This window comes from Corynebacterium lehmanniae (genome assembly GCF_043161975.1).
In the GTDB taxonomy this organism is placed as follows: domain Bacteria; phylum Actinomycetota; class Actinomycetes; order Mycobacteriales; family Mycobacteriaceae; genus Corynebacterium; species Corynebacterium lehmanniae.
This window is the reverse complement of the sequence record NZ_CP170998.1, coordinates 1,257,633-1,276,350: the sequence shown is the minus strand read 5'-3', so window position 1 is coordinate 1,276,350 and position 18,718 is coordinate 1,257,633. Positions and strand designations below refer to the sequence as shown.

At 65.5% G+C, this 18,718-nt stretch carries 19 protein-coding genes and 1 tRNA gene; 8 read left to right on the top strand and 12 right to left on the bottom strand.

The genetic code is table 11. From position 1 onward, the window contains the following. Positions 1–13 precede the first annotated feature (13 nt). The gene (locus tag ACF3NP_RS06115; protein WP_392399118.1) at positions 14–1,789 is read right to left on the bottom strand and encodes a hypothetical protein; all 1,776 of its coding nucleotides are present in this window, start codon (positions 1,787–1,789) and stop codon (positions 14–16) included. A 158-nt stretch (positions 1,790–1,947) separates the two neighbouring features. After that, the gene (locus tag ACF3NP_RS06110) at positions 1,948–2,625 is read right to left on the bottom strand and encodes a DUF3558 family protein (RefSeq protein WP_181888089.1); all 678 of its coding nucleotides are present in this window, start codon (positions 2,623–2,625) and stop codon (positions 1,948–1,950) included. Positions 2,626–2,794: 169 nt separating this feature from the next. Between ACF3NP_RS06110 and ACF3NP_RS06105 the strand changes: the two genes are divergently transcribed. Both ACF3NP_RS06105 and mfd read left to right on the top strand, forming a co-directional pair. Then, on the top strand, positions 2,795–3,460 hold the full coding sequence (locus ACF3NP_RS06105; RefSeq protein ID WP_181888090.1) for a TetR/AcrR family transcriptional regulator: 666 nt from the start codon (positions 2,795–2,797) through the stop codon (positions 3,458–3,460). Between the two features lie 5 nt (positions 3,461–3,465). Further along, the gene (gene mfd / locus ACF3NP_RS06100) at positions 3,466–7,110 is read left to right on the top strand and encodes a transcription-repair coupling factor (RefSeq protein WP_392399117.1); all 3,645 of its coding nucleotides are present in this window, start codon (positions 3,466–3,468) and stop codon (positions 7,108–7,110) included. Between the two features lie 21 nt (positions 7,111–7,131). On the opposite strand, the gene ACF3NP_RS06095 is transcribed toward mfd, so the two are convergent. Beyond that, positions 7,132–7,785 (bottom strand): CPBP family intramembrane glutamic endopeptidase, encoded by a 654-nt coding sequence (locus ACF3NP_RS06095; protein WP_392399116.1) that lies wholly within the window; start codon positions 7,783–7,785, stop codon positions 7,132–7,134. A gap of 43 nt (positions 7,786–7,828) precedes the next feature. Continuing rightward, positions 7,829–9,151 (bottom strand): esterase-like activity of phytase family protein, encoded by a 1,323-nt coding sequence (locus ACF3NP_RS06090; RefSeq protein ID WP_181888092.1) that lies wholly within the window; start codon positions 9,149–9,151, stop codon positions 7,829–7,831. Positions 9,152–9,308: 157 nt separating this feature from the next. Between ACF3NP_RS06090 and ACF3NP_RS06085 the strand changes: the two genes are divergently transcribed. Beyond that, a tRNA-Leu gene (locus tag ACF3NP_RS06085) sits at positions 9,309–9,385 on the top strand. On the opposite strand, the gene ACF3NP_RS06080 is transcribed toward ACF3NP_RS06085, so the two are convergent. The 3 genes from ACF3NP_RS06080 to ACF3NP_RS06070 form a co-directional block, all read right to left on the bottom strand. Next, positions 9,386–10,144 carry an SDR family NAD(P)-dependent oxidoreductase gene (locus tag ACF3NP_RS06080; RefSeq protein ID WP_392399115.1) on the bottom strand — a complete coding sequence of 253 codons (759 nt, stop codon included), beginning with the start codon at positions 10,142–10,144 and terminating at the stop codon, positions 9,386–9,388. A gap of 84 nt (positions 10,145–10,228) precedes the next feature. Further along, complete coding sequence (locus ACF3NP_RS06075; RefSeq protein WP_269509307.1) at positions 10,229–10,585, bottom strand: DoxX family protein; 357 nt, start codon at positions 10,583–10,585, stop codon at positions 10,229–10,231. A gap of 26 nt (positions 10,586–10,611) precedes the next feature. Next, positions 10,612–11,478, bottom strand: coding sequence for a GDSL-type esterase/lipase family protein (locus ACF3NP_RS06070; RefSeq protein ID WP_392399114.1), 867 nt, complete (start codon positions 11,476–11,478; stop codon positions 10,612–10,614). 90 nt (positions 11,479–11,568) lie between these two features. Between ACF3NP_RS06070 and ACF3NP_RS06065 the strand changes: the two genes are divergently transcribed. Next, a complete protein-coding gene (locus tag ACF3NP_RS06065; RefSeq protein ID WP_181888096.1) occupies positions 11,569–12,036 on the top strand; it encodes an S-ribosylhomocysteine lyase in 468 nt (155 codons plus the stop codon). Here ACF3NP_RS06065 and ACF3NP_RS06060 read toward each other — a convergent pair. Next, positions 12,029–12,955 carry a suppressor of fused domain protein gene (locus ACF3NP_RS06060; RefSeq protein ID WP_181888097.1) on the bottom strand — a complete coding sequence of 309 codons (927 nt, stop codon included), beginning with the start codon at positions 12,953–12,955 and terminating at the stop codon, positions 12,029–12,031. The two genes, ACF3NP_RS06065 and ACF3NP_RS06060, sit on opposite strands and share 8 nt — an antisense overlap. A 181-nt stretch (positions 12,956–13,136) precedes the next feature. Here ACF3NP_RS06060 and ACF3NP_RS06055 point away from each other — a divergent pair, with 181 nt between their 5' ends. Continuing rightward, positions 13,137–13,943 (top strand): Bax inhibitor-1/YccA family protein, encoded by an 807-nt coding sequence (locus ACF3NP_RS06055; protein ID WP_269952525.1) that lies wholly within the window; start codon positions 13,137–13,139, stop codon positions 13,941–13,943. Positions 13,944–14,016: 73 nt separating this feature from the next. On the opposite strand, the gene ACF3NP_RS06050 is transcribed toward ACF3NP_RS06055, so the two are convergent. The 3 genes from ACF3NP_RS06050 to ACF3NP_RS06040 form a co-directional block, all read right to left on the bottom strand. After that, complete coding sequence (locus tag ACF3NP_RS06050) at positions 14,017–14,544, bottom strand: hypothetical protein (protein WP_181888099.1); 528 nt, start codon at positions 14,542–14,544, stop codon at positions 14,017–14,019. Between the two features lie 39 nt (positions 14,545–14,583). Continuing rightward, on the bottom strand, positions 14,584–15,105 hold the full coding sequence (gene greA, locus ACF3NP_RS06045; protein ID WP_181888100.1) for a transcription elongation factor GreA: 522 nt from the start codon (positions 15,103–15,105) through the stop codon (positions 14,584–14,586). 106 nt (positions 15,106–15,211) lie between these two features. Further along, entirely contained in the window at positions 15,212–15,670 is a 459-nt protein-coding gene (locus tag ACF3NP_RS06040) for a DUF4307 domain-containing protein (protein WP_239306060.1), read from the bottom strand. Positions 15,671–15,786: 116 nt separating this feature from the next. Here ACF3NP_RS06040 and mca point away from each other — a divergent pair, with 116 nt between their 5' ends. From mca to ACF3NP_RS06025, 3 genes are read left to right on the top strand one after another with little or no spacing between them, the layout of a single operon-like run. Continuing rightward, entirely contained in the window at positions 15,787–16,641 is an 855-nt protein-coding gene (mca, locus tag ACF3NP_RS06035; protein ID WP_236883387.1) for a mycothiol conjugate amidase Mca, read from the top strand. After that, a complete protein-coding gene (locus ACF3NP_RS06030; RefSeq protein WP_181888102.1) occupies positions 16,642–16,941 on the top strand; it encodes a hypothetical protein in 300 nt (99 codons plus the stop codon). An 18-nt stretch (positions 16,942–16,959) separates the two neighbouring features. Next, complete coding sequence (locus ACF3NP_RS06025; protein ID WP_181888103.1) at positions 16,960–17,739, top strand: isoprenyl transferase; 780 nt, start codon at positions 16,960–16,962, stop codon at positions 17,737–17,739. Here the strand turns inward: ACF3NP_RS06025 and coaA are convergent, their stop codons facing one another. Continuing rightward, the gene (gene coaA, locus ACF3NP_RS06020) at positions 17,740–18,663 is read right to left on the bottom strand and encodes a type I pantothenate kinase (protein WP_181888104.1); all 924 of its coding nucleotides are present in this window, start codon (positions 18,661–18,663) and stop codon (positions 17,740–17,742) included. Between the last annotated feature and the right edge of the window lie 55 nt (positions 18,664–18,718).

Sequence of the window (18,718 nt, the reverse complement as noted above, 5' to 3'; positions counted from 1 at the left end):
GCACGTGGCGGGGTTAGCCGCGCACGTTGTGGCCGATGACTGTTGGCAGGAGCAGGGGAGCGTCGCCAAGCAGCGCCTTGAGGTTGCCGTCGCGCTCCACCGCACTGGTGACGGTGCGGACCTTCGAACCTGACTTGTCGCGCCCGCGACCCCGGTTGGCGCCGGCCGCCATAGGCCCTGCAGCGAAGGCGCCGCCGCGTGCGCCCTGACCGTTTTGGCTCGCCGCACCGTGCGCCCCGGCGGCGTAGGACGAGCCCGCGCCGTACGCGCCGGTGCCGCCAGCGCCAGTACCACCAGCACCAGCGCCGCCGATACCGGGGCGCATGCCGTTTGCGCCTTGGCCCGCTCCGGCTCCGGCGTTCGATCCAGCTCCGGCGCCTACTCCGGCGCCAGTACCGGAGCCGGGCCCAAGTGACGCGCCGCCGCGCTGGCTACCGGCGATCCCGTTGGCGCCAGCGCCGAGACCACGACCGTTGGCGAAGCCTCCACCGACACCGGTGCCCGCGCCTGCGCCAGGGCGGGCGCTGTTGGCAAGCCCTGTGCTGGTGCTGTGGCCAGAAGCTGCGCCGCGGCCTCCCGCGACGGCGTTGCCCGGCGCGAGGCCGAATCCCGCGGCGCCCGTACCGGCGCTTGCGGTGCTCGCACTGGCGTTGGTCTGAGGCGTGCCGTTGAATCCACCGATGGTGGGGGTGAGGGGATTGGTGGGGGAGGCGGGAGCAGCCGTCGCCAAGCTTCCCGCTGCTGAAGGGGCAGGCGGGGCGAGAACAGCAGAGGCGGACTGGGTGGGAGCCGCGCCCGCGGCGATGCGCTCGAAGGTCTCGGGGGTGGGGCGGCCGTACTGCTGGATGACCTCTGCTGGCGACTTCGCGTGCGCGAGGTCGCCGTAGCCACGGTTGGTCAGCACCTCCCGAAGGCCCGGTGGAAGCTCAGTCGGCGTGTACGACGTTGTGGCCGGGGCGGGCACGTCGGTGCTGGCGTAGGGCGTCGACGGAAGCTTTCCCGCGTCCGGCAGCAGCCGGTTAAACGCTGGAATTGCCGGCTGGAGCCCGGAAGTGACGCGCATGGAATACGAGCTGAGGTAATCCGATTCGATCTGCGACTTAATCTTCGGATCTTCCGCCGCGGCGTAGGCGGCCGCGGCTGCGGAAGCGTACATACTCTCCGAGTCAGCGGCCATGCCAAGCGCCTCGGTGTGATTGGCGAGCGAACGCGAGTTAGCGACGTACTCCAAACCCGCATTTTGGATCTGGGTGACCTTCTTCATCGCCTCTTGGATCCAGACCGTGTCCGCGGACGAGCTCAGCGCGTGGTGGACGCCGTTGAGTTCCTCCATGGCGTTCTCGATGAGCTGGGCGTTGGAAGTCCAAAAGTCCGACGCGGAGTACGCCAGAGATGTATTGGTGAGGTTCAGATTCTTTTCCGCGCCGAGCAGCGACGACTCCGACGCGGAGGACACCGCTGCGTTATCGAACGTGTTGGTCTTCGGGTCTGCGGCCTTGAGCTGCTGGAAGCCCTGTGCATACATCGGCGTGAGTGCAGCAGCTGGGCCGCCAAGCGGTGCCAGCAGTGAGCCCATCATCCCGGAGAACGACTCATCCGTCTGCTGCGTGTTGGTCAACGCCAGCCACAGGTTGTCCGCAGTGTGCTTCAGGTACAGCGCGATGGCCTGATTCGCCTCCGGCGCGCGCTCGTCCCCGATCGGGCTGAGCCGCTCGCCCGCCTCGTCCAAGCCGCCCGCGGTGGAGAACCCGGAGAGGGATTGCGAGGTGCTTAAACTCCGACGAGCCACAATTGTCTGCGAAACCTCTCGCAAAATGTTTATCGCATCTTCAACCTGATCAACGTTCAGCTCTATTTTCATTGCTCCCCCAAAATCGATGTGTTTTCTCAAACCATAAAATTCTGGGTTTGGCAGTGGAAGAGATTGTCCACTGAAATGAGCAAAAACTATGAAAAGGTCTCTTGAGTTGCCGAGAAGATCTCTTCCAAGGCCTGAAAAGCCTTGACACAGTTCTGCTCTTGGAGGTTCTGATCCAAAGAACCAGGCGCTATCACGACAATGCCACCGCGGTGAGTGTCGAGTTGGACGTAGCAATCGTCGCCCACGCCGCCTCGGGGCCCATAGGCAAAAGCTTCCGGTAACGATTTTGAATTCGCAATCTCGATTAAGCCTGTTGAATCTTCTATGTACTGCCGATCTGCGTTGTTATTCATGAGGCTGAGTTCGATTCGACCTCGTTCATCCTTGATTTCGCACGCACTCAAACCGCGCGTAAGCCCCGCGTACTCCTCCGGGATCGGCTCGACATTGTGGAAGCCGGCGGCGGCGAATTCTTCGGGCGAGATCTCGGTGCAGGGGTCGAAGATGTCGTCGCCCAGGGTGTAGGGGTCGAAGTCGCCGATTTCGAGGGTGCCGCTTTTGAAGTGGAACGCGGCGGGAGCATCAGCAGAACTTTCGACAGAACTGTCACCAGAGTCGCCGACTTCACTACCAGCGACTTCGGCGCTGTGCTCGTTTGCCTGGTTGCTGGCGGTGGGGGCCGGAGGGGCGTCGATAGGCGAGGGCTCCGAAGCGCACCCCGCAAGTACCCCGCATGCCATGAGCCAAGCGATGTGGCGTTTCATGTACCCCTCCAATAAAAAAGCTTCCCCACCAGGACTCGAACCTAGAATGACGGTACCAAAAACCGTAGTGTTGCCGATTACACCATGGGGAATAGCACCGCTGATTGTAGACCAGACCCGCCAACTGCCAAAGACGGGGTTAACTTTACGACGCTCTAAGCTAGGGCGCATGGCTCGAAGGCGAATGACAGCACCCCAGCGCAGAGATCAGTTGATCGGAGTGGGCAGGCAAGCATTCGCTGAGCGCGGGCTCGACGGCATTTCCATGGAGGAGATCGCGGCGCGCGCCGGGGTGTCCAAGCCGGTGGTGTACGAGCATTTCGGCAGCAAGGAAGGCCTGTACCAGGAGGTTGTCCGGCTGGAAATGGCCCGGCTGGAGCACACGATTACGTCGAACATTCAGGCCGGCCCGTGGCGCGACCGCATCGAGCGCGGCGTGCTGGCACTTTTGACGTACGTGGAGGGGGAAACTGACGGGTTTGTCATCCTCGCGCACGGGCAGCTGCCGGGGGAGGGGCGGACGTATTCGACGATCCTCAACCGCGTCACCGCGGAGGTGAGCTACCTGCTGGGGGAGGCGTTTAAGCACCGCGGGCTCGACGAGTCGATGGCGGGGCTGTACGGTCAGGCGCTTGTCGGCACCGTCTCCAATTCTGCGCTGTGGTGGCTGGACGAGCGCACGCCCGACAAGCACACCGTGGCGGCGCATATTTCCAACCTGTGCTGGAACGGGTTGCGGGGGATGGAGGCGCAGCCGCGCGTGTACGGAAGCGGCGAGGCGAGCGAAAGCGCGAGCGACGAGACAAGCGGCGAAACCGCAGAGAGGGATGCGTAAGACACATGACTGACACCACCCCGCCCGTGTTGGGCGGTTTGCTCACCGCGGCGCTGACGGACCCGAAACTGAAAGGCCTGGTCACGCACGTGGGCGAGGATTTGCTGCACGTCACAGGCATTGACCAGGTGCGTTCCTGGGTGGCCGGTGCGATTGCGCGCGAGACGCCTTTGCTGCTGGTCACGGCCACCGGCCACGAGGCGGAGGATCTCGCCGCGGAGTTGAAGGCCATTTTGGGCGAGGAGAAGGTGGCGCAGTTCCCGGCGTACGAGACGCTGCCGCACGAGCGTCTCTCGCCGGCGCCGGACATTGTGGGGCGCCGTTCGAAGGTGCTGTGGGACATGCCGCGTGTGATCGTCGCGGCGGCGCGCGCGGTGTGCCAGCCGGTGCTGCCGCCGGCGGAGCCGATCAGCATCGCGGTGGACCAGGAGCGCGACTTCGAGGAGCTGACCGCGCAGCTGGTGCACTTCGCGTACAACCATGTGGACATGGTGGCCTCGCGCGGCGAGTTCGCCACCCGCGGCGGCATCATCGACGTCTTCCCGACCACCGCGCAAAACCCCGTGCGTATCGAATTCTGGGGCGACGAGGTCACGGACATCCGCTCGTTCGCAGTCGCGGACCAGCGCACCATCGAGGAGGTGCGCTCCGTCGAGCTGCACCCCGCGAGGCAATTGCTTATCGACGACACCGTGGCCGCCAAAGCCGACGACCTCGCGCGAAAATTCCCCTCGAACCCGACGCTGTCGTCGCTGCTCGCCCGCATCTCGGAGAAGCAGCCCGCGGACGGCATGGAGGCGCTCATCCCGGCGCTGACGGACAAGCAGTATTCGGTGCTGCCGGAGCTCATGCCCGCCGGTTCCGTGGTGCTGGTGACCAACCCGGAGAAGGTGCGCGCCCGCATCGCCGACTTGGAGGCGACGGACCGCGAGTTCCTCGAGGCCGGCTGGGAGGCCGCCGCCATGGGCGCCGAGGGGCCTGTGGTGGTGGAGGGCCTGGACGTGTCCGCCTCGTCGTACCGCTCCTACGAGTCGCTGGAGGTCTCCGCCTCCAAGGCCGGCAACGCCTGGTGGACGTTCGCCCCGCCCGGCATGTTCGCCGCCGACGACGCGGAGACGCTGCCTTTGGAGTTCGAGGCCGCGCCTGCACCGAAGGGCGACCCGAAGGCGATCGAGCAGCTCTACGCCACGCTCAAGCTCCACATCGGCCAAAACCACGGCAAGGTCGCGTTCGTGGCGCCGGCGAAGGGCACGATCGACCGCATGGCGGAGCGCCTGCGCGAGCACGGCGTATCCGCCCGCGTGGCCACGCCGGGCCTTGAGCCGGTCGAGGGGGCGGTGACCCTGTACCAGGCGCTGTCCCACGCTGGCCTGGTCTTCGGCGGGCCGAACCTCGTCGTGGTCACCGAAACGGACGTGACCGGCAACCGCGTCGGCGACATCGCAGGTGCTAAACGACGCGCCCCGCGCCGCCGCAACCGCGTCGACCCGCTCGCGCTGCAGCCTGGCGACTTCGTGGTGCACGATACCCACGGCATCGGCAAGTTCGTGAAGATGGCGGAGCGCACCGTCAAAGCCGGCGACGAGGACTCGCGCCGTGAATACATCGTGCTGGAGTACCAGCCCGCCAAACGCGGACAGCCCGGCGACCAGCTGTGGGTGCCAATGGAGTCTTTGGACCTGCTGAGTAAGTACACCGGGGGCGAGAAACCCAGCTTAAGCAAAATGGGCGGCTCCGACTGGAAATCCACCAAGCGCAAGGCGCGCGCCGCGGTCCGCGAGATCGCAGGCGAGCTGGTGGAGCTCTACGCCAAGCGCCAAGCCGCACCGGGCCACGCGTTCGCGCCGGACACCCCGTGGCAGCACGAGATGGAAGACGCCTTCCCGTTCGTGGAGACCGAAGACCAGCTCACCGCCATCGAGGCCGTGAAGTCGGACATGGAAAAGCCCACGCCGATGGACCGCGTCATCGTGGGCGACGTGGGCTTCGGCAAAACCGAGGTCGCCGTGCGCGCCGCGTTCAAGGCGGTGCAGGACGGCAAACAGGTCGCGGTGCTCGTGCCCACGACCCTTCTGGCCCAGCAGCACTTCTCCACGTTCAACCAGCGCATGGACGGCTTCGGTGTGACCGTGCGCGAACTGTCGCGCTTTACCACCGCTGCCGATTCGAAGAAGATCATCTCCGGGCTTGCGGACGGCTCCGTGGACATCGTCATCGGCACCCACCGACTGCTGCAAACGGGCGTGCAGTGGAAGAACCTCGGCCTGATCATCGTGGACGAGGAGCAGCGCTTCGGTGTCGAGCACAAGGAGCACATCAAGGCGCTGAAGTCGCACGTGGACGTGCTGACCATGACCGCAACGCCGATCCCGCGCACCCTGGAGATGTCGCTGACCGGCATCCGCGAGATGACCTCCATTACCACCGCGCCGGAGGACCGCCACCCGGTGCTGACCTACGTGGGCCCGCAGGAGGACAAGCAGGTCGCCGCAGCGATCCGCCGCGAGCTGCTCCGCGACGGCCAGGTCTTCTACATCCACAACAAAGTCTCCGACATTGAAAAGACCGCCCGCCAGCTGCGCGAGCTGGTCCCGGAGGCGCGCATCGTGGTCGCCCACGGCCAGATGAGCGAGCAGGTGCTTGAGCAGACCGTGCAGGGTTTTTGGAACCGCGACTACGACGTCATGGTCTGCACCACCATCGTGGAAACCGGCCTGGACATCGCCAACGCCAACACCCTGATCGTGGAAAACGCCCAGAACATGGGCCTGTCCCAGCTGCACCAGCTGCGCGGGCGCGTCGGCCGTTCCCGCGAGCGCGCCTACGCGTACTTTTTGTACCCGAAGGACAAAACGCTCACGGAGACCTCCTACGACCGCCTGGCCACCATCGCGCAGAACAACGATCTGGGCTCCGGCATCGCCGTGGCGCAAAAGGACTTGGAGATGCGCGGCGCCGGCAACGTGCTCGGCGCCGAGCAGTCCGGCCACATCGCCGGCGTGGGCTTTGACATGTACGTCCGCCTGGTCAGCGAGGCCGTGGAAACCTTCAAGGGGCTCATGAGCGGCGAGCCCATCGACGCCACCGACAAAGGCCCGAAAGAAATCCGCGTGGACCTGCCCGTGGACGCGCACATCCCGGAGAGCTACATCAACTCCGAGCGCCTGCGCCTGGAGGTCTACCGCAAGCTCGCGGAGGCGCGCGATGACGATGCCCTGACCGCCGCCGCCGACGACATGATTGACCGCTTCGGCGCCCTGCCAACCGAGGTCGAGCACCTCATGGCCGTGGCACGGCTGCGCAACCAGGCCCGTCAGGTCGGCGTCGCGGACATCCTCACCCAGGGCAGCCGCATCAAGCTGCACCCGGTGGAGCTGCCGGACTCCAAGCAGGTGCGCCTCAAGCGCCTTTACCCGGGCGCGAACTTCCGCGCTGCGGCGAAGGCGCTGCAGGTGCCGATGCCGCGCGAAGGCGGGGCGAAGCGGGCGCTGAACGCGCCGAACCTGCGCGACCTGGAGCTTTTGCAGTGGGTGGCCGACTTTATGACGGAGATGCTCGACGCCCCGAAGATCTCCGTCGCGGGTGCTGCGGCGGATTCTGCGGCCGCAGACAAGGCGCCGAAGAAGAAGGTGTTCTCCGTCAGCGAGTAGCAGGGCTGTTGAGAGGCTTGCCTAGAAAAAGTGCGGCAGGATCAGCAGCATGCCGATACTCCACGTCAGGTGCGCCGCGATAGGGGAGTAGAGCCTGCCGGTTTTCACGGACTCGTAGTAGGTCACCGCCCCCAGCACGCCGGCGGCGAAAACCAGAAGCGGCACGCCCATCACGCAGGTGACCAGGCAGTAGGCCAGCGTGGACCACACGCCTGCCTGCACCACCGACTGGCCCATGCCGCGCAGCTGGCGTGGCACTGCGTCGCGGAAAACCATCTCCTCGCCGGCGCCGTTGACTACCAGCACCAGCAGGGTGAGGAAGTACCCGCCCTTGTTCGGGGTCTGCAGCAGCTCCGCCGCCGGGCCGGCCAGCAACGGGATATGCTGCACCACCAGCGCGCCGAAGACGAACACAACCGCGAGGGTGGCGCCGATGAGGGTGCCCCGGAGGACGTCGAGAAGCTTGCGGGGCCCCGCGAACGTCTGGCGGCTGCCCCACAGCCACCACGCGGCCGCGTAGACCACCGCCGTAAACGCGGTGGCCCAGTAGAAGCCGGCGGTGCCGTCGCCGGCGCGGCGCGCGAGAAACAGGCCGAGTGCGCCGAGCGCGCACGGCACCAAGAACAGCCATTGCCTGGTCACGCGGGGCCTTTGTCCGTCAACTTCCGCAAACACGGAAGCTAAGGTTACCGGCCCGCAGGCCAAGCATCCCCGGTTGCTACTTCACGGAGAAGATGATCATCTCGGTGTCGTCGGGCTTGCCGCGGTAGCGGCCGTCGTCGCCCGGGAAGTTGTTGTCCAGCGCGGTGAGGTAGCGGCCGTCCTCCAGCTGGACAATGGTTTCGACGCTGAGCAGCGCGAATTGGAACGGGTCGCCGACGCCGTAGGCGCGGGCGTCGGAAACCATGCCGATCTTGGACGGGTTGGCGATGTCGAGCAGGTCCGCCATGAGTTCCTTCTTCACCGTGGAGCCGGGCTTCGCGTCCGCGAAGTCCTTGACCTCGAAGACCTTCTTCAGCTGCGCGTCCGAGCCGCGGAAATCGTCGCGTTCGAGCATGAGCAGGCGGCCGTCCTTGGTCAAAAACGCGTCGCCGATCAGCGCGTCGTCGCCCTCGGCCAGGTAGTTCCAGGTCTTGCCGGTGTACTTGCCGGTTTCGGTGTCGAACTGGGAGATCACGCGCTCGCGCTTGTCGGTGGCGCTGTCCAGGTAGCCCTCGAAGATGGGGTACAAGTAGCGGCCGTCGGTGGCCATCGCTTCGAAGCCCTTGGAGTTGCGCAGGTTCGGCTGCTCATCAGTGCCCAGGGTCGGGTTCGACGGGCTTTTTACGCCGGGATAGGGGTACGGGGCGTCGAGAAGCGTGCCGTCCTTGTCCACGTGCAGGATGTAGGGGCCGAACTCCTCGCCGACCCAGAAGGTGCCGTCTGCCGCGCGAACGAAGGACTCCGGGTCGAAGTCGGCGCCGGTGAGCAGGCGGTCTTTGGTGTCGTTGTTGACGATCTCCCACGGGATTGTGTTGTTCGGGTCCTTCAGCGCGACGTAGTCCAGCACGTCGATTCCGCCGACGTCCTTCGGGTCCTTCGCGGTCTCTGCGGTCTCCCAGTTCGGCTTCACCGTGTAGATGCGCAGCAGGAAGTCCGACGAGTTCTGCTTCGAGCCGAAGCCGTTGTCCGGCAGGGCGTAGAACTCGCCGTCGCCCTTTTCGATCATGCCGGAAAAGCCCGGGATGACCTGGCCTTTAAACGGGTGGGTCTGGCCGTTGCCGTCGAAGGCGTCCTTGCCGGAATCCGGGCCCGGGGCCTGGTAGAGCGCCGACAGCTTCGCGCGGCCCTCAAGCACCGGCCCGTCGACCTCAGGGGCGGGCGCGGACGGGGCAGCACCGTTGCTCGAGCCGGTTGCCTCCGAGCTGCCGCCGGCGGCGGCGCCGATCGCGCCGCCGACGAGGCCGCCGACAACGAACGCGCCTGCGACAGCCGCGATGAGCTGCTCGAGATTGAGGTTCTTGATGATCTGGTCGAGCGGGGGAGGGAGCTGAATAGTCATGTGCCACTGCCTTTACTGTTGTTCAGAAGCTGAGCGCAAACTCAGGCGAAACTTAGTTTTCGCACAATGAGTGTAGGGCGGGGAGGCCGGCTCCGCTCGGTGAAAAAGCCGACCGATTCCCGCCCGGAGGCGCGGGGGAAGTACGATGTTTCCCGTCGCCCCTATAGCCCAATTGGCAGAGGCAGCGGACTTAAAATCCGCCCAGTGTCGGTTCGAGCCCGACTGGGGGCACCACTACACGGCGGTGTATCCGCCGTCGGCGAGGTGGTAGGAGCCGTTGACGAACGACGCGTCGTCGGAAAGCAAGAAGCTCACCACAGCCGCAATCTCTTCGGGTTCGCCCAGGCGGCCAGCAGGATGCTTATCGACGAGCGCTTGGCGGGCCTCGCCCTGCGCCCGCTGAATCAGCGGCGTGTCAATGTACGCCGGACCCACGCAGTTGACCCGGATGCCGGCGGCGGCGTAATCCGCTGCCAGAGACTTGGTCAGCCCCACCACGCCGTGCTTGGCCGCGGTGTAGGCCTCGATGCCGCCGGCGCGGCCCACGGAGCCGTGGATGGAGGACATGTTCACAATCGCGCACTGCTCCGTGTCGCCCTGCGCGAGGAACTGCTTGAGCTGGTAGTGGCAACCGTAGGCCACGCCGGACAGGTTGATGGCGATGACCTTGTCCCAGTCGGCCAGGTCCTTGTCCGCCAGCGGGGTGTGGTCGCCCACACCAGCGTTGTTCACTGCGAGGTGGAGCGCGCCGAACGTGTCCACGGCGAACTGCACGGCCACCTCGTTGTCCTGCTTGCTGGCTACGTCCTGGCGGAACGCGGCTGCGGCGCCGCCGTCCGCCTCGATTGCGGCGGCGACGTCTTTGGCGGCGTCGCCGGTGATGTCGGCGACCACCACCTTGGCTCCCTCGCTGGCGAGACGTTTCGCGATGGCCTCACCGATGCCGGAGGCGCCGCCGGTGACCAGCGCAACTTTGTTTTCAAACTTGCTCATGACTGCTCCTTGACCTTCCGTGGGAAATGAGATGCAGCCAAAGTGTAAGCAGCGACCGATCCTCCTAGGGCCGGTTTGAGGCAGTTACTTCTTCGCCGCGCCGAGCGCAGCCTTGATCAGCGGGATCTGCAGCGGCAGGCGTCCGATGGAAATGATCTGCTTCTGCCAGGGCTCGTTGCGCCACTGCCACGCCATCTGGAAGTTCGCCGGCCACACCGCTGCCAACAGGGCCGCGGCGAACTTGCCGCCGGCCGCGCGGGTTTTGGGATTCGCCAGCAGGGCAGCTGCGGCGAGCTCGGCCGCACCGGAGACGTACGTGTAGCTGCGTGCGGAGCCGGGGAGGGCGTCGGGCACGATGTCGTCGAAAGGCTGCGGCTTTGCAAAGTGCAGCACGCCCGCGCCGGCGAACAAGGGGATGAGGAACTTCTGCAACGGTGTCATTGGCCCGAGCTTACGCCTGGGCTGCGTTACAGCGCGCGGGCGACCTGGTCGGCCACGAATGCGGACCCGGCGCGGGAGGGATGGAAAACCATGTTGTAGCTGGCGGTGGTGGTGTCGACAAGTCCTGCGACCCAGCGGTCGGCGTCGCGGGCGCAGGTGCTGTGGCCGGTGGACTGGGCGTTGATGTCCAAAAACGCCGCGCCTACTTGGCGCGCGGCTTCGCGCTGGTTGTTACGGTGGTGCTGCTCCCAGCCGTGCACCGTCGGAGTGGGCACGCCGAGCGGGAGGTTGGGCACCACGTTGAAGGCGCAGATTGCGCCGTTTGCTCCGGTCACCGAAAGCATGCCGGGAATGATGATCTTCGCGTTCGGCGCCACGGCGCGCACCTTCGCCACGGCGGCGCGCATGTTGGTCAAATACTGCTCGCGGGTGCGCGCGGCGTCGTAGGTGGTGCCGGGCTTGTCCAGTAGCGGGCGCCAGTGGTCGTTGAAGCCGGCGCCCAACGTCACCGCCCGGGTGCCTGCGTTCAGCGCGCCTGTGTGCACAGCGTGGTCGATGCGGCCGAGCATCTGCCCGGATGTGATGCCGGCGCACGACCAGTCTGTAACCTTCGCGCCGGTGCGCTCCCCGAGCTGGCTGGGCCAATTGCCCGGGCCGTGGAGGCAGCCTGACTCGCTCGGGTTGTTTCGGAGCACGCGCTCGGAGGAGGTGGAGGAAAGGCCTGTGCCGTCAGCGAAACGCAGCACAGTGTTGAGGTACTGGTCCGGGTTAGCGGCGAACGAGTCGTCGAAGACCACCACGTTGCCCGCGGGCTGCGCGGTAGCGGGGGAGGCGGTCGTGGCGGCAAGCAGCGCAGAGGCGGCCACTGCTGCGTGACGGATCAGGTTTCTCACGCGCCTGAGCCTACCTGCCGTGACTGTTGCCGTCGCGGAACCAAACAAGGGTGGTGGGCACGTGAGCCTCCGTTCAGTAGAGTCGAGGCCATGACTGATCGTATGAATGTGGAATCTTTCAACCTCGACCACACCAAGGTAGCCGCCCCGTTCATCCGGCTCGCGGACCGCAAGGAGCTGCCCAAAGGCGACACCTTGGTGAAGTGGGACATCCGCTTCAAGCAGCCCAACGAAGAGCACCTGGAGATGCCGGCGGTGCACTCGCTGGAGCACATGTTCGCCGAGCACGCCCGCAACCACGCGGACAACGTCATCGACTTCGGCCCGATGGGCTGCCAGACCGGCTTCTACCTCATGCTTTCCGGCGACGTCGCTGAGGAGGAGGAGGTCGCCGAGCTGGTGGAAAAGACGCTCACCGACATCACCAACGCCAACGAGGTGCCGGCCGCCAACGAGAAGCAGTGCGGCTGGGGTGCAAGCCACGACTTGGAGGCCGCCAAGCGCGAGGCGCAGGCGTTTTTGGACAAGCGCGACGAGTGGGGCACCGTCTTTAAGTAGTCGGGTCCACCACCCGAATCTCCAGCGGCGCGGTGCGCAGGCGGTAGAGGCCTGGCACCGCGTCGAACACTGCGAGCAGCTCGTGGGCGAGCGCCGTGGTGGCCGGGACTGCGATGTGGTCGTCGGTGAGCTCCGCCGCCGACAATTGCGGGTCCAGCAGGAACCAAATGTCGCCGTTGAGCAGCGCAAACGTTCGCCCATGCAGGATCCGGTGGCGTGCCGCCCGGATGATTGCGTGCGCAGCCGCCGGGTCCAGGTCCACGCGTCCCCCGGCGTCGACCTCGAGGTAGCGGGCGTGCATCGCGCCTATCGACGACCCTTCGGCCCCCACCGCCTCCTCCAACAACGCACGGACCTGCGGATCGGCGGCGATTGGATCGCGGTCCGTGGAGCTCAGCCCCAGCGGCACGCGGTCGCCGACAAAGGCCGCGAACTTCAATGGGTCCCAGGACAACATGTACTCCACGTCGTCGCCGTTGAGGCCGACGGCGTAGGTGAAGCGGATCCGGCCAGTGGGCCCGTCGAGCGTGCCGAGGACAGGGTCGGTGACAAACGCGAAACCGGCCAACGTGCCGCGCGGGTGGTCCAGCACGAGGTAGTGGCCCGGCTCGATGTCGTCGCGGGCGGCGCGGGCGAGCAGGCGGGCCGGCCACTCGTCGGGAAGCGCAGGCGTGCCCGGCATCCGCAAGGTGAGCTCCGTCTGTGTGCCCGCGGACGGCTGGGAAGACTCCACGCGGGACTTGCCGTAGGTGCAGTACAACACGTGGGGGACAGGCTCGGCTAGCACGTACGCGTGGACCTCTAAGTGGCGGTAGGAAAACACGTACGCGTCCGTGCCACCGGCAGCTTGAGCGATGTGGCTGCGCACCACCTCGCCGCCGGTTCTAGGGCCGCGGCGGGCGCTGTCGAAAACTCCCATGGAATTCCACCATAACCCCGCCCCGGCGAGGTGGGCTTCAGCCGTGGTTTCAGCGAACACTGCGCTCGCGGGAACCTTTTTGGTAAGTGTGGCGTTATACCCGGTGAACTCTTTGGACTCTGGTTCAAGATCGGGTCCGGGACAAACGGTACGAAAACCCATTGGAAAGGATTTGTACGACGTGAGAAGCACTAACCCCGTTCTGCGCAACATTCCGGGGGCGGACGCGGACAACGGCTACCAGGATGGCCAGACCGCGACGCTGCCGGGGAGCGCGCGAGAGATAGATCAGCAGCGTCCGATGACGGTGGATGATGTGGTGACCAAGACGGGCATCACCCTCGCCGTGATCATCGCGTTCGCCGCGGTGAACTTCTGCATCTTCCTTACTGGCAACGTCAACCTCGGTGTCATCCTGACCATCGTCGGCGCCATCGGCGGCTTCATCACCACCTTGGTCAACGCGTTCCGCCGCGAGTTCGGCTCTAAGACGCTGACGTTGATCTACGCCGCGTTTGAGGGCCTGTTCCTCGGCGGATTCTCGCTGACCGTTTCTGGTTGGTTCACCGTCGGCGGCGCCGATGCCGGCCAGTTGATCTTCCAGGCCATCCTGGGCACGGTCGGCGTGTTCATCGGCATGCTCGTGGTCTACCGCCGCGGCGCGATCCGCGTGACCCCGCGTTTTAACCGCATCGTCACCGGCATGATCTTCGGCGTGGCCATCATGGCGCTGGGCAACTTCCTGCTGGCAATCTTCACCGGCATCTCTCCGCTTCGCGACGGTGGCACGTTGTCCATCATCTTCGGCGTCGTCTGCGTCGTGCTGGCGGCCCTGTCCTTCCTGCAGGACTTCGACCTCGCCGACAAGCTGGTCCGAACTGGTGCGCCGGAGCGCGCCTCCTGGGGCGTCGCGCTCGGCCTGGCCGTGACCCTGGTGTGGCTCTACACCGAGATCCTGCGCCTGCTGTCCTACGTCAACGACCGCTAGGGCCTTTGCAGAAACACAAAGCGCCTCGCTTCCGGATCATCTCCGGGGCGAGGCGCTTTGTCGTGCGCGCGGTTTAGTAGTTGTTATCCGGCACGACGGGCTGGCCGTCGACAGTCACGGTAGTGAACACCGGCTTGCCGTCGACGATCTCCGGGTTGCCCAGCACAACCTTCACGCCCTCTTCGCGGTTGTCCGGGGAGGTGACAACGCGGGTTGCGGTGCCCTCGGCGAGGTCCTCGCCCCACTGGTCCCAGACGATGTTCTCGAGGAAGTCGTCCTGGTTCTCGCAGTCCACCGTCAGGCGGTCCGGGCGCACCAGGTCGGTGGCGCCGCAGTTATTGAACACCGGTGCAGCGGCGACAGCGGCCTCGGAGGTTTCCTGCTCCTTCACGGCATTCGCCGCGGTGACGTTTGTCGCCGTAGCGGTGCCGGCCGTGGTGGCGGAGGTGCCTGCACCCTTCAGGGAGTTCGGGTCCTGGGTCGTGGCCGTGTCGACCTTCTCGGAGGAGGGGTTCTGGTGCGGCGGGGTGCAGCCTGCCAGGGCGAGAGCTGCCAGGGCGGCGACGCCGGCTACTGCTTTGCGGGAAGAGGTGGCAATCACAGGAATGGTCCTTCTGTATTGAAAAGAGAAACGTACTGGCTACTTCGCGCGGGGCGTGGAGGCCTTGACTGAATCATACGGCTCGGCCGAGACCACGGTGACGGAAATCTCGCGGCCGTTCGGTGCGGTGTACTTGCGGGTTTCGCCCTCGGCGGCACCGACGACGGCGGCGCCGAGAGGGGACTGCTCCGAGTAGGTCTCCAAATCCGCGTTGTCGGTGGAGGCGGCGCGGGTGCCGATGAGGAAGGTCTCGCGGTCGTCCTCGTCGCCGTCATAGTAGACGTGCACGACGGAGCCGACGTGGGCAACACCCTCGACAATGCCAGCGCGCTCCGTGGTGGAGTTGGACAGGATCTCGGAGATCTGCTTGATGCGCGCCTCCTCCTGGTCCTGCTGCTCGCGGGCCGCGTCGTAGCCGGCGTTCTCCTTGAGGTCGCCCTCCTCGCGGCGCTCGTTGATCTCGGCCGCGATGGCGGGGCGGTTATCAATGAGCTGCTGCAGTTCGGCCTCGAGCTTGGCCTTCATTTCAGGAGTGATGTACTGCTGCTGGGATTCAGCCATAGGGGTCTAAACCTTCCCTGATACGTGAAATCGGCCCGCCGCTAGCGGGCCAATGTGTGCAGATATACAGCCGGAAGATTACCACACGCTTTCCGGCTAGTTTCCGCTAGCGCGCTGCGTAGAAGCTGCTCTCCGGGTCCATGTAGAAGGGGAGATTCTCGGAGCAACCGTAGATGCGGCCAGACACCAGCGGCTCGCGCACCGGCAGGTCCACCGCGATGCGGGAGTGTTGCTCGCCGCCGGCCGGCAGCACCACCTCGCGACGGCCCACCTCCGAATGCGAGTAGTCCACCGCAGTGACGATGCAGTACGCAGGCACGTCCGGGTTCTTGCGGTTGACGTCGATCCAGAGCCGGCCCGTGTTGTCGTCGATACGCTCCTGTGAAATGAACTCCGCGCGAACGGGCTCGCTGAACCGCTGCATGATGGTGCGGGCGCCGACAAAGAGCAGGGCAATCATGAGCAGTGCGGCGACAACCGCGACCACTTTGCCGCCGATGGAGCCGCCGGCGCGGTTGGAACGGCCGTAGCGGTTGGCGGGGCGGGGAGTGGTTGCGGTGCTCACGGAAACGGCTCCTTGCAGGTGGTAAGGACTTTCGAGTTGATGGTACTAAGATGACGCGGAGGTACAGAACTGACCCCTACGAAAGTTGGATTGATCGAGTGACCGGGTTGCGTCTCATGGCGATTCACGCCCACCCCGACGACGAGTCCTCCAAGGGTGCCGCCACCATGGCCAAGTACGCCGCAGAAGGCAACCGCGTCAAGGTCGTCACTTGCACTGACGGCCGGCGCGGCGACGTGCTCAACCCGGCGATGGACCGCCCGGGCGTGCTGGACAACATCCTCGAGGTGCGCCGCGAGGAAATGGCGCGCGCCGCGGCAGCCCTCGGCGTGGAGCACGTCTGGCTGGGCTACGAGGATTCCGGGCTGCCCGAAGGCGACCCGCTGCCGCCGCTGCCGGAAGGCTCGTTCGCGGTGCAGGACCCGGAAGAGGTGGCGGTGAAGATCGTGGAGCAGATCCGCGAGTTCCGCCCGCACGTGATCATCACCTACGACGAAAACGGCGGCTACCCGCACCCGGACCACCTGATGGTGCACGCGATTTCCATGATCGCCTGGGAGCGCGCGGGCGACCCGGACTTCGCGCCCGGCACCGGCGAGCCGTGGACGCCGCTGAAGCTGTACTACTCGCACGGATTCATCCTGCAGCGCATGAAACTGCTGCAGGAGCGCCTGATCCAGCGTGGGAAGCAGAGCCCGTACGAGCTGATGATCAAGCGTTGGGAGGAAAACGAAGGCGACGTATTCGGCCGCGTGACCACCCAGGTCGAGTGCGCCGGCTACTTCCAGCAGCGCGCCGAGGCGCTCACTGCGCACGCCACGCAGATCGACCCCGCCGGCGCGTTTCTAGCTAGCCCGGTGGAGGACCAGCAGGACGTCTGGCCCACCGAGGAGTTTGAGCTCGCCGCGTCCAGGGTGGAGACCACCCTGCCGGAAACCGACCTGTTCGCCGGCATCGAGGAGGAAAGCTAAATGACAACCTTTACTGTCGCCGCCGCCAACGCCGCGAGCTTCGTGCTGGCCCAGAATCCGGGCGAGACCCCGGTGGGCCCGGACTTTGGCAAGGCCTCGCCGATCGGTCTGCTTCTGTTGGTGGTCTTGGCCATCGTGGTGCTGTTCATCGGCTGGTCGTTCCACCGCCGTTTCTCCCGCTTCAAGCGCCGCCAGGCGTTCGCGGAGGCGCGCGGCATCGACCCATTCGACGAGAAGGCGATCGACGAGGCCATGGAAAAGGCTGGTCTGAAGGACCAGCGGAAGAAAAACGCGTTCTAGCTGGCTAGAATTTATCCCGTGTCTGTCCTTTCGAAGCTGCGATACCCGCTGTACCCGCTGTACGAGGCGCGCCTAAAGCGCGAGCTGCGCGGCAAAAAGCGTCCGAAGCACATCGCCGTGATGGCCGACGGCAACCGTCGTTGGGCGCGTGAGGCGGGCTTCGAGGACATCTCCCACGGCCACCGCGTCGGCGGCGCGAAGATCGGCGAGCTCGTGCGCTGGTCCGCGGAGATGGACGTGGACGTGCTCACCATTTACCTGCTTTCCACGGAGAATCTGCAGCGCACCACCGAAGAGGTGGAGCTGCTCTTCGACATCATCTCCGGGGTCATCGAGGATCTGGCCACGGAGGATTACACCTGCCGCGTGCGGTTGGTGGGGCATTTGGATCTGCTGCCGGAGGACGTCGCTAGGCGCATGCGCGAGGGTGCGGCCGCAACCGACACCAAGCACGGTCTCACCGTCAACATCGCGGTCGGTTACGGCGGGCGCCAGGAGATCGTGGATGCGGTGCAATCGCTTATCGACGACAAAGCGCACGCCGGAGTGCCAGCCACGGAGATGGCCGCCGAGATCACGGTGGAATCCATCTCGGAGCACCTGTATACCTCCGGCCAGCCGGACCCGGACCTGGTCATCCGCACCTCCGGCGAGCAGCGCCTGTCCGGTTTTCTGCTGTGGCAGGCGGCGTACTCGGAGATTTGGTTCACCGACATTTACTGGCCGGCGTTTCGCAAGATCGACTTTTTGCGCGCGCTGCGCGACTACTCGCAGCGCTCCCGCCGCTTTGGCAAGTAGCTAGATCTTGCGCATGCGCACGCGTTGGACGGTGTGGTCGTAGTCCTTGCGCAGCACCAGCGAGGCGCGCACGCGGGTGGGCAGGATGTTTTCCACCAGGTTGGGCAGGTTGATGGTCTGCCACAGTTCGCGCGCGGCGTAGGCGGCTTCGGCGTCGTCCATGCCGGCGAAGCTCTCGAAGTGGTTGCCGGGCTGCTGGAACGAAGTGTCGCGGAGTTTGAGGAAGCGCTCGATGTACCAACGCTCGATGTCTTCGGTCTTTGCGTCGACGTAGATGGAGAAGTCGAACAGGTCGGAGACCATCAGCGTTGGGCCGGTCTGCAGCACGTTGAGGCCTTCGAGGATGAGGATGTCGGGCTGGCGGACCTCCACGAATTCGTCGGGGAGGATGTCGTAGGCCTCGTGCGAGTAGATCGGGGCCCTGACCACCGGCTGGCCGGACTTGACCTCGGTGACAAAACGCATCAGGTTTCTGCGGTTGTAGGACTCTGGGAAGCCCTTGCGTTTCATGATCCCGCGCTCTTCCAGCACCGCCTTCGGGTGGAGGAAGCCGTCGGTGGTGACCAGGTCCACCCGCGGGTGGGAGTCCCAGCGCTGCAGCAGCACCTGCAGCACGCGCGCGGTGGTGGATTTGCCCACGGCCACCGAGCCGGCCAGGCCGATGATGAACGGCACGTGCCCCGGGTCGCCGCCGATGAATGTTTCGGTGGCGTTGGTGAGCTTTTGCCGGGCGCGCACTTGCAGGTGGATCAGGCGCGACAGGGGCAGGTAGATGTCCTCGACCTCCTGCAGGTCGAGGTTCTCGCCGATGCCGGAGAGCTTCTGCAGCTCTTCCTCGGTGAGCACCTGGGGCATCTTGGCGCGGCGCTTGCGCCAGTCCTCGCGGTGGAAGTCGAGGTACGGCGACGAATCGGCTCGTGACATAGCCACCATTGTTGCACCCGCGTAAAAGGGGAATGAATCCGCCTTCTGGGCGTGC